The sequence below is a fragment of the Janthinobacterium sp. Bl 1 genome, assembly GCF_058215535.1.
The window spans coordinates 3,120,394-3,137,718 of sequence record NZ_CM177086.1 but is presented as its reverse complement, the minus strand read 5'-3'; the positions used below and the strand labels follow the sequence as shown (position 1 = coordinate 3,137,718).

Here is a 17,325-nt window from a genome sequence, read left to right as displayed (position 1 = left end):
GAAATTTTCCCCGCAACATGCGTTCCGAGCATAGCACTTGAAAATTACCAAAAATACACGCATTGTCACGCACGCCAGGACGCCAGGCAGATGTCAGCCCGTCACGGGCAGCCCCCGCAGCAGCTTGTCGAGCGTCAGCGGATAGTCGCGCACGCGCACCCCCGTCGCGTTGTAGACGGCATTGGCGATGGCCGCCGCCACGCCGCAGATGCCCAGCTCACCCACGCCCTTGGCTTTCATGGGCGAAGACGTGGGGTCCGTTTCATCGAGGAAGATGACGTCCTGGTGCGGAATGTCGGCGTGCACGGGTACTTCGTAGCTGGCCAGGTCGTGGTTGACGAAGAAGCCGCGGCGCTGGTCGACCACCAGTTCTTCCATCAGGGCCGCACCCACGCCCATGGTCATGGCGCCGATCACCTGGCTGCGCGCCGCTTTCGGGTTCAAAATGCGCCCGGCCGCGCACACGGCCAGCATGCGGCGCACGCGCACTTCGCCCGTGTCGCCGTCCACGCCCACTTCGACGAAATGGGCGCCGAACGTCGATTGCTGGAATTTTTTATCGAGGTCGCCGTATTCCATATGGTCTTCCGCGACGACGTCGCCATGGTAGGCGGCGGCAGCGAGCGGCACGCTGCGCTCGCCCTGGCTCACTTGCCCATCGGAAAAGCGCGCCTCTTTCTCATCGAAGCCCAGCTTGCCGGCGATGGCCTGGCGCAGGCGCACGCAGGCCGCGTACACGCCGGCCGTGGAACTGTTGCCGCCCCATTGCCCGCCCGAACCGGCCGAGACGGGAAAATCCGAATCGCCGAGGCGCACGACGACCTTGTTCAAGGTCACGCCCAGCATTTCCGCCGCCGTCTGCGCGATGATGGTGTAACTGCCCGTGCCGATGTCCGTCATGTCCGTTTCCACGGTCACGATACCGTTGCCGTCAAGACGCACACGGGCGGCGGACTTCATGACGAGGTTGTTGCGGAAGGCGGCTGCCACGCCCATGCCCACCAGCCAGCGGCCGTCGCGCCGCGTGCCCGGCTGCGCCGCTCTCTCCTTCCAGCCGAATTCCACGGCGCCCGTGCGCAGGCAATCGATCAAACGGCGCTGGGAGAATGGACGGCTCGGTTTTTCCGGGTCCACTTTCGTATCGTTCAGGATGCGAAAGACGATGGGGTCCATTTTCAGCTTGTCCGCCATCTCGTCCATCGCGATTTCCAGCGCCATCATGCCCGGCGCCTCGCCCGGCGCGCGCATGGCGTTGCCTTCCGGCAAGTCGAGCACGGCCAGGCGCATGGCCGTCATGCGGTTCGGTCCCGCATACAGCAGCCGCGTCTGCATCACGGCCGTTTCCGGCTGCCCCCCTTTCAAGTCGCCGGACCACGATTCATGGCCGATGGCCGTGATCTTGCCGTCGCGCGTGGCGCCGATGCGCAGGCGCTGGATGGTGGCGGGCCGGTGCGTCGTGTTGTTGATCATCAGGGGCCGCGCCAGGGCGACCTTGACGGGACGCCGGGCCGCGCGCGCGCCCAGGGCTGCCAGCAAGGCTTCCGCGCGCACGAACAGCTTGCCGCCGAAGCCGCCGCCGATATACGGCGAAACGATACGCACCTTGTCTTTCGACAGCCCCAAGGTGCGGGCCAGGTCGCCGCGGCCCCAGTCGACCATCTGGTTCGCCGTCCACACCGTCACCTTGTCGCCTTCCCAGGCGGCAATCGAGGCGTGCGGCTCCATCATGGCGTGCGACTGGTCGGGCGTCGTGTACGTGGCGTCCAGGCGCACGGGAGCATGGGCATAGGCGCCGGCGAAATTGCCCGTCTTGCTGTCGGGCTTGCCATCTTTCGGCTTGGTAGCGCCGCCCTTGGCCTTGGCCAGGTCGAACACGCCCTGTTGCTCGACATACTTGACGTCAAGCAACTGTGCGGCCGAGCGGGCTTGCTCGAAGGTTTGCGCCACCACCAGCGCGATGGCCTGGTGGTAATGTTCAATGTCCGGTCCACCCAGCAGCTTTGCCGTGTTCATCTTGCCTTTCCCCAGCTTGCCGGCCGACTCGGCCGTCATCACGGCCAGCACGCCCGGTGCGCGCCGCGCGGCGCTCGTGTCGATCGAGGCAATGCGCCCCTTGGCGATGGCCGCGCCGACGACATGACCATAGGCCGCATGCGGCGCGGCCTTGTTCTGTTCATATGCATACGGCGCCGTGCCCGTGGTTTTCAGGGGGCCGTCGATACGGTCCGTGGGGCGGCCCACGATTTTCAGCTGGTCGATGGGATTGGTGGTCGCAGGTGTCGAAAATTTCATGGCCCTAGCCTTTCTTCGCTTGTGCTTGCGCCAGCACCGAGGCAATCGTGCGCTGCGCCAGGGTCACCTTGAAGCCATTGTCGTCAGTGGGATGGGCGCCGGCCAGCAGGCGTTCACTCACGGCGGCGGCCCCCTCGGGCATGGCCTGCTCGGCGGCGGACACGCGCCACGGCTGCGGCGCGACGCCGCCCAGGGCCAGCCTGCCCGTGCCATTGGGCAAGATGATGGCCGCCACGGATACGAGCGCGAACGCGTATGAAGCGCGGTCGCGCACCTTGCGGTAGACCTGCGTGCCGCCAACGGACGGGGGCAAGGTGACGCTGGTGATCAGTTCACCGGGCTGCAGCACGGTTTCCACGTGCGGCGTGTTGCCCGGCAAGCGGTAAAAATCGGCGATGGGGATGCTGCGCGTGCTGCCATCGGCCCGCACCGTGTCGATGCCGGCGTCGAGCACGCGCATGGCCACGGCCATGTCGCTCGGGTGCGTGGCGATGCAGGCATCGCTGCCGCCCAGGATGGCCAGCGGTCGGCTGAAGCCGACTATGGCCGAGCAGCCGCTGCCCGGCACGCGCTTGTTGCAAGCCTGGTTCGTGTCATAGAAATACGGGCAGCGCGTGCGCTGCAAGAGGTTGCCGGCCGTCGTCGCCTTGTTGCGCAATTGCGCCGAAGCGCCGGCCAGCAAGGCGCGCGACAGCACGCCATAATCGCGCCGCACGGTGGCGTGCGCGGCCAGCGCCGTGTTGCGCACAAGGGCGCCGATGCGCAAGCCGCCATCCTTTGTTGCTTCCACCGTATCCAGCGCGAGGCCATTGACGTCGATCAAGTGTGCCGGCGTCTCGATTTCCAGCTTCATCAGGTCGAGCAGATTCGTCCCGCCCGCGATGAATCTGGCGCCCGGCGTGTTCACGGCGGCCGCCGCCGCTTCGGCCGGTGAAGTGGCCTTCTGGTAGCTGAATACCCTCATGCCGGCCTCCCCGCCACCTCGGTGATGGCCTCGATGATGTTGGAGTAGGCGCCGCAGCGGCAGATGTTGCCGCTCATGCGCTCGCGCAGTTCTTCCGGCGTCGCCTGCGGGGCCGCGTTCAAGTCCGCGCTGACATGGCTGGGAATGCCCTGGCGGATCTCGCCCAGCGCGGCGACGGCCGAGCATATCTGCCCCGGCGTGCAATAGCCGCACTGGTAGCCGTCGTGCGCGATGAAGGCGGCCTGCATCGGATGCAATTTCTCCGGCGTACCCAGCCCCTCGATGGTGGTGACCTTGGCGCCGTCATGCATCACGGCAAGAGTCAAGCAGGCATTGATGCGCTGGCCGTCGAGCATGACGGTGCAGGCGCCGCACTGGCCGTGGTCGCAGCCCTTCTTGGTGCCCGTCAGCTGCAGGTGTTCGCGCAAGGCGTCGAGCAAGGTGGTGCGCGTGTCGAGTTCCAGGCTGTGGCGCCGGCCGTTGACGTCGAGGCTGACTTTCATCAGCACGGGTGGCGCCCGGCCGGGCGTGCCGACAGCCCCCGCCGCGCCTGCCACACCGGGCACGGCGGCGGCCGTGGCCGACAGCGCGCCGGCGATCAGCAAGCCGCGCCTGCCGGCATTAATTTCATTACAGTCTGTCATCTCGCGCTTCCTCCTGGCTGTGGACTGGCTGGGTGGGCGCATGCAGGCCCGAAGCAGCAGTCTGACGGCCCGATTCCTACGCGTCTGTACGCAAACGAACGTTCAGCCTGAGGCTGCGCCGGGACGTGCCGACGCCGCCCTGCGCCGCGTAGCCCGTGTGGCGAGCGCAGTGGTCGAGTGCCTGGCGCAAGGCCGTATCGACGTTACGCAGCGACATGCCGTGCCGCTCGGCCACTTCCTGGCGGGTCAGCTCGTCCACGCGCAGCGCTTCGAGCACTTGCCGGTGGCGCCGCGGCAGCAAGTCGACGGCCTGCGCCAGCCGGCGCACGTCCGCCTGCAGCTCGGCCAGGCGTTCCGGCCCCGCCGCCGTATCGGCGAGGAAATCGACGAGGCCGGCGCCGCCCCCATCATCGTCGTCCGCATACAGCCAGGCGCGGTTGCGGCGCAGGCTGTCCATGGCCGCATTGCACGCCACGCGGAACACATAGGCGACGGGGCTATGCGCCAGCGCAGCTCCGTCCGCGTCCCCGGCCGCAAGCGCGCCCAGGCGCAGCCAGGCGTCGTGCAGGCTGTCGCTGGCCAGCTCGGCGCAACCCAGGTGGCGCGCCAGGCGCCGGTGCAGGGCCGCGTAATTGCCCTCCAGCACAGCCTGCAGGCGGGCGCCCTGCCCTGGCGCCACGTCGTTGGCCGCCTGCTGCCGGGGGCGGATGGCCGGGCGGTACCAAGCCATGCCCGTCATGCGCAAGGGCAAGGCAGCCGTCATATTCACCATGCCGGCCATCATGGCGACAACCTGCTGCGCTCTTGCGCCGTCAGCTGGCGCGTGGCCGATTCCGGCAGCGGGCCCAGGCCCAGCACGCGCACGGCGCTGCGCGGGTTGTAGTCGGCCGCCTCGATGCGCGCGCCATCCTGCGGCGCCGCTTGCGCGCTGTCCGGTGGCGCGTCATTGCCAAAGCCCAGCACGCGCACCGTAAACACCGATGGCTGCGCCGAACGGGTGGCGGCGCGCTCGCGCTGCACCACGTCCTGGGCGGCGGCCGTGGCCTGCGTGGCGGCCGCGCTGGCGTTCGTCATGGCGGCCACGTTGACAGACGCCACCGCCGGCATGCCCTTGGCTTCGCCCTTGACCTGGATGTTCGCCGCGTTCATCACGGTCAGCGCGGCCAGGTTGACGTTGCCCGACACGCGTATGCCCGCTTCGCCCGCGTCGATGGTGCCCAGCGGGGCCAGCAAGTCCACGTCGCCGGCCGGCACTTCGGCGATCGGCGCCAGGGTGGCGATGCCGGCGCCGGTGCTTGGCACGTCGGACGACAGGGTCACGTTGCCCCAGCTGTCATACACGCGCTTGGGCGGCGTGTAGACGATGGTCGACTTCGAGCCGCGGCCCGCGTTGATGTCGCCCGTCGACGACCAGCCGAGGATATCGCCGCCGAACGTCGTCATGATGCGGCTCTGGCCCAGCAGGATGCTGCCGTGCGAGAACAGGCCGATATTGCCGCCGCCCTTGGTGATCACGCCCGACGTCGACGGCGGCGCCTCGCCTTCGATGCCCAGCACCTGCTTGCCGCCCGGCGTCAGCATCTGGATGTCGCCGCCGAAGTTCGTATGCACGTAGCCGCTGCGGGGGAAGTAATCCCAGCGCTGCTCGCCGTCGTTGCGCTTGGCGTACAGGCCGCGGTACATGATGATGTCGCCCGCATAGGCAATCGTCTTGCCATTCGCGTCCGTGGCCGGCGCCAGGCCCGCGATGGCGTTACGGCTGCGCAGGAAGCTGCCGTAGCGCGCGCTGTCCGCATCGTTGAACTCGCGCCCGCCCGCCTTCAGTTCCGCGAAATACACGTTACGGGCAAACACGCGCTGCTGCGGCTCGGGCAAGGCCAGATAAAAGGCCAACGCTTCGGCGGCCGTGCCCTTGAAGCCGTAGCGTTCACCGAGCCAGCTCGCCAGTTCGCCGTCGTACGCTTTCACCACCTTGCCGGCCTGGTCGGCCAGCGGCACGCCCGTCTTCGCCACGTTCGCCGGGTCAAGATAGGGCTTGACGAAGCGCAGGTAGTCGAGGCCGGCCGCGCCCACACCGGCCTGCATGGCGATGCCGGCGCCCGGGCGCTTGTCACCCGCGACGACGGGACCGAGGCTGACGACGCTGCCCTTGTCCTGCATCAATATATTGCGCCCGGCGCTGATGTCGAGCGTGCCGGGGCCGGCCACGTTGAAGGAACTGCCGAGGATATCGCGTCCGGCCGACACCACCGACACGTCGAACGCGTTGTTGTGCACGAACAGATTGCTGTAATTGCGGAACATCATGTCGCTACCGCCCCTGCCGTCGATGGCTTCCAGCAGCGCCGTGCCGCTGCCGACGATATCGCGGCCCGCCTTCATCCAGACCGGTTGCGCCCCCTCGTACCAGGTGATGCCCGCGTGCTTGGCGTCGTAGAACGCGACCATGCGGCCGCTATTGACGCCGATCAGATCGCCCTTCACGGCATAGATACGCGCGACTTGCGTGCCGTTGTTGGCCGGACCGGCGGCGGAATCGGGCCCGAAGGCGAACAGCGGAAAGTTCCACTGCGACGACGGCACGCCCGAGCCCGAAACATTGCCGCCCGCCGACGTCAGGCTGCCAGGCCTGAGATTCCAGGCTTCGAAGGCCGGTTTGAACGGCGTAGCCATGCTGTCGGCGGCCGCGCCGGACTGGCTGACGGCATAGCCGCCCGCATAGATGGAATCGCCGGCCAGCCACTCCAGCTGGGCGTAGCCCGACGGCGCCAGCAGCAAAGGATCGGCATACGCGGTCGCACCACCCCAGTCCGAGATGGTCTTGCCATAGTACAAGCTGCCATTCGCGGCCGCGGCCCGCACGATGGACGGGTAGACGACGGCCAGGTCGGTGGCCGTGCCGATCGGCGCCGTCAGCGGCGTCATGTTGCCGCCGGCGGAGAACAGGTCGAGCGCCGTGCGCGGCGTCCACAGGCTGAACCAGCTGTAGCCGGCGCCCGGCTCGCCCGACGCGCTGACAAACGACGCGGCGTTGAACATCGGCACGCGGCCGGGGTCGGCCACGTCCTGCAGCACCTGGTCGCCCAGGGTTGCCACGCTGACGGTGGCGTCGCCGGGCACCAGGGTCATGCCGCCCTGCGGCGTGGCGCGCGTGGCATGGAAGGCGTCGAAGGCACGCGTTTCCAGCGGCACGTGGTCGGTCGAGCGCGTGCCGTACTGCAGCGCGACATTGCCCAGTTGGGTTGCGGCCACGTCCACGTGGCCGCGCAAGTCGACCAGCGCGCCATTCAAGTGGCCGCCGCCTGACTGGCTGGCGGGATTGAGGGCGCCGCCCACGCGCAGATCCAGGTCGCCGCCGCCCGTCAGTTGCAGGCTGCCGTCTGCCAGCACGCGGCCCGTGCTGCCCACGGCCAGCAGCAAGCCCTGCGAGCGCGGATTGATGTTGATGTCATACACGGTGGCAACCTTGGGCGCCAGCACGCCCGCATCGCCCGCCACGTCGGCGCGCACGTTGCCGCCGCCCAGGGTGCCGAAGCCCGTAAAGCCCAGCACGGTATCGGCCAGGGTATCGCGGCCCACGTAGCTGCCGAAATTGATCCACCACGCCGTCGGCTGGGCCGGACCGCCCGTAGCCACGCCACCGCTGCCCTGGCGCCACAGCCAGTTGCCCACCGCTACCGAATCGCCCATGCCATCCGTGTTGACGGGGCGCCCATTGGTGGCGGCGGACGCGCCGACCAGCGAGCCGCTCAGGTCACCCGCCACCCGCAGCAGCAGATTGCCGCCCTGGTCCGGATACCATGCCCGGTAAATGCTGTCGGCGCCACCATCGACCAGGCGTTCATGCGCACCATCGGGGTTGGCAAGTACCTTGCCGTCCAGATTGCGCGCGCGCGCCAGGTTGTACGGGTCGCCGGCCGCCGTCGCCATGGACGACATGCCGGCCGTGTACACGCCGTACAGGCTGTCCACGCGCAAGTCGCCGCCGCTGACGAGGTCCAGGTCGCCCGTGCCCGTGCGCAGCACGCTGTGGCGCAGGCTCGACGCCTTGTAGTCATACGTGGGGCTGGACGTGGTGCACCAGGTGAGATTTTCCTCGCACATGGTGGGCCAGTTCAGGCCGGCCAGGTCGACCACGTCGCCCGCCTTCACGCTGGGGTCGGCGAATTCTTCGGCGCCGGCCTTGGTCCACACATAGGCTACCTTCAGCACGCACATGCTGGCGTCGCCAGCGCAAAACTCCGCCACGGTCTGGCCGAACTGGCTGATGAATTCCTCGGTGATCGGTTCGCCCGCCACGATGCCGACGATGCCCTCGCGCTCGCCCAGCTCCTGCGCCGCCTGCGTCCAGTGCTGCACGCCCTTCGGCGGGATCATGACGCCATACATGCCGTAATGGCTGTCCGCCAGGCGCAAGGTGCCGTGCGACGGATGCGCCTGCACGCTGCGCGTGTCGGCCGCGTCCAGGTCGGCGCCGGCCACCAGGCGCATGCCCCATGATTGCGAACCTTCGGCCAGCATGTGCGCGATGGCCCACAACTTGCCCTGGCTGCCCGCCACTTCCGGGCGCAGCTCGATGGCAGCCACGCCGGGCAACAGCTTGACGTCGGTGCCGTTCGGGATCAGCGCGCCGACGGGCAGCGCCACCTTGCCACTGAGCGTGACCACGTTGAGCTCACCCAGCAAGCCCGGCAAGGCAACGCCTTTCGGCCAGGTCATGGCGCGCACCTTGACCATTTGCCCGACCACGTTGCCCGCGTCGAGCCGCATGCCGGCAGTAAAGGTCTGTTCCGTGGCCAGCAAGGTACCCGCCGCGTGGACGATATTGCCGGCGCTGTCGCGCACGGCGGCGGCCAGCACCGTGCCGGCCGGCACGGTGAGCTTCTGGTTCAGTACCACATCCACGGGCAGGCGCGTGTTGGCGCGGAAGCTCAGGGCCTTGACGGGCACGTCGTAATTGAGCGTGACGCCGCCCGGGAAGATGGTGCCGTCGGCCAGGGTCACGCCCTTGCCCGGCACGATGACGTCGCTGCCGTTGATGTCTCGCCCCGGCAGCAACAACCAGCCCTTGTCGTCCTGCGTGGACGGCGGCGGCGCGAAGCCGTCATTGATGCTGCCATAGATATTCAAATCGCCGCCAGCGCGCAGCAGCAGGCTGCCCACTTCACCCGAGCCGCGCACATTCGTCTGCTGGAAGCGGGGATTGAGGCTGGCGTAGCGCATGCCTGACAAATCCAGGTCGCCCTGCACCACCAGGTCGCCGTCCGCCGTCTTGCTGACGATATCGACGCCGGGACGCAAGTGCAGCGCCTCGGCATACGCGGCCGTGTTCAAGCCCGCCAGTTTGCCATTGCGCAAGTTCGTGTTGGCCAGCGCCGCATCGATAAAGGCCGTGCTGTCCGCATGCTTGCTGTCGAGGTATGCCTGGTTGACCACCTGATATGGGCGGCCGGTGGCCGACAGGTCCACGGCATAAGCCGCATCGTCATAGCGCTGCATGGCGTTGACGGCGATCGATTTCGCGCCGCGGATGGTGAGACCGCCGCCAGCACGTAAGGCGATGTCGCCAAAGGTGGCCGCGTCAGCGTCCGTGCGCGCGCCGCCGCTGCCCAGGCGTGGCGCGCTCAATTCCACCGTGCCGCGCGCAACGCCGTCGTTTTCGCCCTTGCCCTTCCCAAGCACGGCCGCCGTGCCGTGGCGCACGTCGATCTGCGCGCCGCCGGCCAGGTCCAGCACGCCTTCGCCCCCGTTCAGTTCCACCATGGCCCGGTTCGGGCTGTCGATGATCTTGCCATAGCTGTCGACGCGCAGAACGGTGCCATGCGCGTCGAGCACGGCGTTGTTGGCCAGGGTGACGCCATGCTTGCCGGCCAGGCGGATGCTGCCCACGCGCTCGCCGCTGGCATCGATCACGCCGGCCACCGTCAGGCGGCCATTGTCGACGGCCACCTGCACGTCGCCCGCCTTCAGTTCATTACCGATGGTCAAGTCGCCCTGTTTCAGCTGGAAGCTGCGCGCGCCCGTCACGCTGCCCTCGTTCAGGCGCGTGTTGAGCGCGGCGAACTGGCCGCCCACGGTGCCGCCCGCGCCCAGGGTGTGCGCGCGCACGTCCACGCTGCCGTTCTTGTATGGCACCACAGTGCCGCCCGCGTCATAGCTGCCACTGGCGCCGCCCAATATCTTGCCTTGCAGCTCCACCATGCCGGCCGCGGCATCGACGGCCACGGCTTTCAGGCTGCCGGCACGGTTGTTCTCGGCCGACAGGTCGATCACGCTGCCGTTCGCTGCGCGGATGTCGCCGGCGCGGCTGTCCAAGGTCACGTCGCCGCCCCAGCTGTATTTGTCCACGTCGAAGAAAGTGCTCTTGCGGCCCGCCATGTCGATGCGCGCGCCGTCGGCCACAGTGATGTCGTGCCGCGCGCTGATCGTGAGCTTGCCGCTCGGCAGCACCACGGCCGTGGCCACGTTCACGCTGTCGCCGTGCAAGGCCAGCTGGGCGCCCAGCGCAGCGTTAGTCTTGGCGGGAATGGCTGCCGCCGCGCCGGCAGGCGCCGTCACGGTCAGCGCGCCGCCGGCCGTGTAGCTGTGCGCGGAACCGGCGTCGCCCGTCAGCAGCGGCGTGACGATGTTCAGATTGCCGCCGCTGTACTGGTAACCCTTGCCCGTCTCATACGCGCCCTGCGCCTGGTGGACGGACAGGCTGCCCTTGTGGTTGGCCGTGACCTGGCCCGACGCTTTCAGGTTGACGGTGCCAAAACCCAGCGCCATGCGGTCGAAGGTGGCGACGCCGGCCGGCTGCGTGAACGGGCCGAAGCCGAAATCGATGCGCTCCGCTTCCAGGTTCAGGGTGCCGCTGCCCATGCCGGCGCCGCGCGCAATCACATTGCCGGCCGGCGACAGGGCGCCGCCCCAGATCAGATTGGCCGTGTGGATGGTGGCCACCGTGCCGGCATCGCCCTGGCCGTACATGGCCGGCGTGGTCAGCACCAGGCGCTCCAGGTTCGATTTTCCGCTGTCTTTGTCGTAGGTATCGAGCACCACGTCGCCATAGAAATTGACGCTGTCGGCCGCGTTCAACATCAGCGCCTGCAGCGCTGGCGCGCCCGTGCTGGTGTCGCCTCGCAGCAATCGGTCCAGCAGGCCCTGGTTCAGGGTCAGTCCGGCGGGACGCGTGCCGCCGGACTGTGCCGCCGCCAGCGCCTCGTTCGAGCCGATATTGATGGCGCCCACGGCCAGGCTCAGGTTGCGCGTGCCGTAGCGGGCCGTGTCGTCCAGCTGGAAGCTGCCGCTGGTCGCCAGCAGCAAGGTGCCTTCCGAGTACAGGCTGGCCGTGCCTGTGCCGGCGCAAGCGGCAGCGCACATGCCGATGCGGATGCCGCCGCGCGTCGCGCCGCTGACGGGCGCCACATTGAGCAAGCCGTTCGACGCGGCCAGCACGTGCACGTCCGGACGGCTCTTGTAGATAAAGCCATCATTGGCGTCGTACGCGGCCTTGCCGCGGCCCAGGGTGTTGATGCCTGCGCCGGCCGCGATATCGATCACGCCATTACCCAATTGCACGTTGCTCGGATCCTGGGCGACCAGGAACACTTCGGGCGCCGACAGGACGGCGCCGGCGCGCAGGTAGATGGCGCGCGCCGACTGGACGCCGAAGTTCACGTAATTGCCGCCCTGGCCATATTCCACCGTGGGCGAATTGCCCACCACGATGCGGGCCGCGCCGATATTGTTCAGGCTTGAAGCGCGTATGCTGACCTGTTTTGCGCTGCCGCTGGCCGGCGCGCCGTCGGCGAGGATTTCAATTTCGCCAGTCGAGCTATCGTTCGACATCAGCACCACGGTGCCGCCATAGCCGCCCTCGGCCGCCGCGAACTTGCCGGCGCCCTGGAACTGGAACGTCTCCAGGCCGCCGCCGGGCGCCATGGTCAGCTTGAGCGTTTTTGCATCGGACGGCAGCATCGCGCGGGGAATGCCGCGCGTTTGCGCATCGGCCAGGGCAAACGCGGCATAGCCCATTTCGTTGTACTGGGAATACGTGCGCAAGACCTTGGCCGGCGTGAGTATCAGCTGGCTGGCCAGCGGCGCGCGGATGTCCGTGCCGGCGATCGACAGGGTGCCGGGCGCGGCCCAGGAACCGTTGCGCAGCGGCTGCGCCAGCGAGCCGGCGCCGCCCTGGCCTGCCAGGCCGTTCAGCTCCACGCGGAAGGCGCCCGGCAGCAAGGCGTACGTCGACGGCATCAGGGTATAGGTGCCGGCCGCCAGGCCCGGCACGCCGCTGCCTATCGTCACCTGCCGGCCAATGACCGCATCGGCGGCGCCCGAAGGCGCTTGCGGCGCCTGCACACCGGGCACGATGGCGTACACGGGATTCGTCGCCAGGCCCGGCAAGACAAAACCGCCGTTCGCCCCCACCTGCACCAGCGGGTGAGTGCGCGCATCGGTGGAACCGCCGCGGCCCGCGATGAAGCCGGCGCCCGTCAGTTCGCCGCCGCCGGACAGGTCGAGCAGCGCGCCCGGCTGCACGTTCACGGCCACGCCGGCCATTTCCATGCCGACGCGCAGGCCTCCCTGCGCATTGAAGCCGCCCACGCCCATGAAGGCGGCCAGTTTGCCGTCCACGTTCCAGCTCTGGCCATCAACCGTGCCGCCATACGGCATGACCAGGCCGGCGCCGCTGACGGAGCTGATGCTGTTAGCCAGCAGATTGACGCTCAGGCTCTTGTCATTGTCATAGCGGGCCGCGCCGATCGCCAGGCGGCCCAGCGGCGCGCGCACCACACCGCCCTGCTCGATATGCGCAGCCTCCAGTTCCAGCGAGCCAAAGGCGGAATACGGCATGGCCGGCACGCCATCGGTCGTGCGAGCGATGCGCAGGCTGCGCGCCGGGTCGTAGCCGAACTTTCCATCCGTGCGGCCATAACCGACGCGTACGGCGGCGCCGGCGCCCGTGTCCGGGTACAGCTGTGCCGCGCTGAGGGTCATGTCGCCCGGCGAGGACAGCACCGTCGTCGCCTCCGCGCCGCCCCAGCCCAGCGGGGACAGCAGGAAGCGCAAATCGCCGCGGCTGGTCAGGCGCACATCGTCGGCAACGATATTGACCAGGCCGCGCACGTCGATCAGGTCGCCCGTCATGCTGACCTGGCTGGCGACCGGCGACTCCCCCGCCGTGCCTGGCGTGACATAGAAATCGCGTCCGACCGGCTTGATGCTGGCCAGGCGCACGTACGGCGCCGCGATGCCGACCTTCGCGCCGGGCTTGCTGCCCGATGTCAGAACGGGCGCACCGTACAGCTGGAAGCTTTGCTGCAGATGCAGCGACACGTCGCCATCGAAGGAGGCGGCACCCAGCAGGGCCAGGCTGCCGAAACCGCCCGCTTCAACCTGCTCCACGGAAAAACGGCCGTGGCCGTACTGCAGCGTTGCCGCCGCGTCCCGTGCGCTCACGTTTTCGGCCAGGTCGCTGGCGCCCTGACGTTGCGTCAGCGCCAGCTGGCGCCCCTGCAGCACCTTGTCCGTCGCCAGCACTTTCAGGTATTCGGGCGAACCCGTGGCCACGGCCAGGGTGCCGCCCGCCGCGCCCGCGCCGCCCGCCCGGGCCAGCAACTGGCCGTCCAGGTACAAGCCGTTGTTCGACGCCAGCGCGATGCTGCCGCCCGCGCTGGCCACGTCGACGGCCGCGCCGTTCACGTCGAGTATGGCATGCGCGCCGGAAGCGTCGAGCACGGCACCGTCGCGCACGACGACGAACATGCTGGCCGCCGAGGTACTGCCCTGCGCATGGTCGATCTCGCCGCCGACGACGATGCTGCCGCCATCGACCACCTTGCCGTAGCGCCGGCCCTGCGCATCCACAGCTGTGACGGCGCGCGATGCGACGTCGAGCACGGCATTCTCGCCTATCCACAGGGAACGGCCATGGCCGGCCGCTTCCACGGCTTCGGACACGTTGACGGCCACACCCACGCCGCCGAGGCTGATCTTGCCGCCCCAGGCGTTCAAGCGGCCGTCCACCGTCAGCTGGCCCACGCTGGACAGCTTGATGGACTGGCCCGCATCGACGCTCACCACGGCGCCCTTGCCAATGAGCAATTCGGCGCTGGCCATGCCGGCCGCATCGGACTCGATATCGCCCACCTGCAAGGCCAGGCTGGCGCCCTTGCGCTGCGTCAAGGTGCCCTTGAGCGCGTTTTCCGTGACCTGCTCCGGCGTCCATACGGCCAGTTTCTCGTTGTCCACCACGCGCAGCACGGGCATGCGCACGTCGACCTGCGTGCCGTCCAGCACCGTCACGCCCTGCTTGCCGACCAGGCTGTAGCTGGAAAACCCCTGGTCGAAGAAATCGCCGTCCAGTTGCAGGGCGCCTTTCTGTTCCGTCTCGGCCTGACCGATCACGATCTTGTTCGCCTGCAATTCCAGCTTGCCGCCGCCGGCCACGCCATGGCCGCGCACTTGCGCGCCCTCGCCCAGCACCAGGTCGGCCTTCGGCCCATAGCTGGCCAGGCTCACGTTGCCGCCCTTGCCGCCCTGCTGCTTCGCCTGCGACAGGATGGCCGCGCCCGAGCTCACGTCAATCAGGCTGCCATTGCCGATGCGCACGTCGCCGCTCGCCCGCAACGAGACATTGCCGCCATTCATGTAGGGCAAGCCGGCGGCGGCCAGCGGGTCGCGCAGCACATTGCTGAGCAAGCCGCTGGTGTCGAGGCTGACGCCATCGGCCAGCACCAGCTTGCCCACGGACCCGCCCGGGATGACGACGGTGTCGACCATGCCCAGCGCGCCGATCTGGTTCAGCACATTGCCGGCCGCGATGCTGCCGCCATGGCTGCGCAGGCTGGCGTTGATGGCCACGTCATTGCCGTACAGGGTGATGTTGCCGCCATCGGCCACCTGCAGCGCACTGTCGACGGTGACCGCGCCCTTGGCCGCGATGCGGATGGCGCCCAGCTGCTGGCTGTTCAGCAAGGTGGTGTCGAGCAGCAACTTGCCCTGGCGCTCAGCGTCCAGCATGCCTGTCACGTCGAGGCCGGCGGCAATCCCATCCTGCACGCGCGTCAGGCGCACCTCGTCCATGACGGCCGACAAGGCATGCTGCAGCACGCCCGTGCGCTTGTCGAACATGGGCTGATACTGGCCGACGATCAATTGTCCCCGCTGCGCGGCGGCGAACTGCGACTGCTGGTAGCCGTCGAGCAGCGCTTGCGGCGCCTGCACCTGGCGCTCGCCCTGGAAAACGTCGCCCGCAATGCCCCCTTCCAGCACGGCCGACCCCGTGGCGACCACCAGCTTGCCCGCGTCGCGCCCCGACGTGTAGCCGTTTTCCAGGCGCAGTTGCGCGGCGATCAGGGGATTGGCGTAGAAGGCGCTGGCATCCTTGCCCCAGCGCGCGTGTTCTTCCTCGTAACCCTTGTAGACGCCCAGATACTGCAAGTCGCCGGGCGCGCTGCCCGCCTCGTGCAGCTTGCCGTCCGCGCCTTTGAGCCAGGTCTGGCGCACGGCCCCCGTCTGCACATCCAAAGTGCCGCCGGACAGGTTGATGCTGGAGCCAAGCTGCGTGACGACATCCTTGCCGTCGAAGCTCACCGTGCCGCCCTGCGCCATCCATTCGCTGACGGAATGGCCTTGCGTGCCCAGGTAGCCAGCTACTTCCAGCAAGCCGCCGGCCGTGTACCAGCGGTCGCTGTCATAGCCGTTCGTGCCTTTCGGTACGAACACGAGCTTGCGGCGGTCCACCCAGATGCTGCTGTTGATCAGGGCCTTGCCATCGCGGTTGACGGGCGCGTCGCGCTGCTCGTTGCCCTGCACGTTGATCTCGACATTGTTCGCAGACATCGCCACCTTGACGCCCACAGCGCCGGAAACGTCGAGCTGGGCGCCATCGCGCACGAGGCTGCGGCTGCCGGCGTTGACGGCGAGCTGTCCGCCCGTGGCCAGGGTCAGCGAGTCGCCGAGGAATTCCACCGTGCCGGCGCTGCCGATCTCGATGCGCGACTGGTCGCGGCGGTCGTTGACGGCAAGGATATTTTCCGTGGACGTCACGGCCGGCCCGCGCATGGCGTCACGCTGGCTGTCGAGCGCCATCGTCTTGCCGTCGTCCTCGACGACGATGGCCGTGGTGGCGCCGCGTCCCAGAGTCACGGCAGCGTCGCCGCCCAAGGCGTTGAGGTGGACGGTGCCGCGCATGGCCGCCGTGGTGGACGACAGCAGCACGCCGTCCTGCCGCACGTCGCGCCCGGCAAGAGTGATGTCGCCTTCGCGCGCCTGGATCAGGCCCGTGTTGACGACCTTGCCCGCCGTGCTGGCGGCGGCGAACTGCGGCGTGACTTCGCTGCCGCGCGTGGTCGACAGCGGATTGCCGTCCGTGCCCACGCCCTTTTTGATGGCAAAACCGTCGCCGGCGGCCAGCAGGGCCTGGCCTTTCGGCGTGCTGATCTCGCCCCCGTTGTGCACCTCTTTGCCCAGCAGCATCACGTAGCCGCCGCCTTCCGTGCTGCCCTTGGGCGCATTGCTGGCCAGGCGCGCGCCAGCCTGCACCTGCACCTTGCCGTCCGCCTCCGTGAACGTCGCGGCGCCGGCCGTGCCGGGGCTGTAGATGCCATTCTTCTGGAATTGCGTATCGCTGATGCGGGCCGCGGCCGCCACCAGGCTGCGCGTGTCGACCTGGCTAGTGCCGGTAAACACGATGCCATTGCGGTTGACGAGCAGCACCGTGCCGTCGGCCTTGATCTGGCCCTGGATCTGGCTGGGCCGCGCCTGCGGATCGTTGACCCGGTTCAGCACGGCCCAGTCCTTCTGCTGCTGGAAAGTCAGGGTCGTGTCCTTGCCCACATTAAACGTTTCCCAGTTCAGGATGGCCTTGTCCGCCGTCTGCTGCACCAGCACGGCCGTCTTGCCCGCCGCCACCGTCTGCACGGGCGCCTGGGCGTTGAGCCAGCCGGCCGTCAGGCTGTTGGTGTCGACCTGCAAGCCGCCCTGCGCCAGGCCGTTGGGCGCGCAGAGCGTGACACGTGCGCCACCAGCTGCCTGGCGCGCCTGCGCCTGGGCCGCTTGCTGCGCGGCGATGGCACGCGCGGCCAGGTTCAGGTTGTTGAGCGAGCGCTGCAACTGCTGGTTCGCCTGGTGTTGCTGGCCTTCGGGGCGGCTGCCCAGCGGCAGCGGCTGGCCATTCGGCAGGCGGCCCGAGCTGGCCGCCGTATTTTGCGCCGCGCCCTTGGCCGCGAACCAGCCGCCGCTGAACGCCTGCTGCGCGCGGGCCGGCGTGGTAAAGGCGCCCGCCATCAGCATGGTGGTCAATGCGTAAGCGAGCGGCGTGAGCCGCAAGCGGCTGCCCAGCGTGGACGTGGGGACTGGGCGCTGGGCAGTGTGAAGCTTGGTCATGGCAATGGTTTCCTGGCTAGAGAGAAGGGAACGGAGCCTGGCGTTAGCGCA

General features: G+C 68.5%; 5 protein-coding genes. All 5 read right to left on the bottom strand.

What is annotated here, in order from left to right; translation table 11 throughout:
- Nucleotides 1–93 precede the first annotated feature (93 nt).
- The gene (gene paoC, locus AC4BCN_RS14035) at nt 94–2,292 is read right to left on the bottom strand and encodes an aldehyde oxidoreductase molybdenum-binding subunit PaoC (RefSeq protein WP_490493554.1); all 2,199 of its coding nucleotides are present in this window, start codon (nt 2,290–2,292) and stop codon (nt 94–96) included.
- A 4-nt stretch (nt 2,293–2,296) separates the two neighbouring features.
- Nucleotides 2,297–3,256, bottom strand: coding sequence for an FAD binding domain-containing protein (locus tag AC4BCN_RS14030; RefSeq protein ID WP_490493553.1), 960 nt, complete (start codon nt 3,254–3,256; stop codon nt 2,297–2,299).
- Nucleotides 3,253–3,900: an aldehyde dehydrogenase iron-sulfur subunit PaoA gene (gene paoA / locus AC4BCN_RS14025; protein WP_490493552.1), complete on the bottom strand. Its 648-nt coding sequence runs from the start codon at nt 3,898–3,900 to the stop codon at nt 3,253–3,255. The genes AC4BCN_RS14030 and paoA overlap by 4 nt, the downstream gene beginning before the upstream one ends.
- A gap of 76 nt (nt 3,901–3,976) precedes the next feature.
- Complete coding sequence (locus tag AC4BCN_RS14020; RefSeq protein ID WP_490493551.1) at nt 3,977–4,684, bottom strand: RNA polymerase sigma factor; 708 nt, start codon at nt 4,682–4,684, stop codon at nt 3,977–3,979.
- Nucleotides 4,681–17,274 carry a filamentous hemagglutinin family protein gene (locus AC4BCN_RS14015; protein ID WP_490493550.1) on the bottom strand — a complete coding sequence of 4,198 codons (12,594 nt, stop codon included), beginning with the start codon at nt 17,272–17,274 and terminating at the stop codon, nt 4,681–4,683. The genes AC4BCN_RS14020 and AC4BCN_RS14015 overlap by 4 nt, the downstream gene beginning before the upstream one ends.
- Between the last annotated feature and the right edge of the window lie 51 nt (nt 17,275–17,325).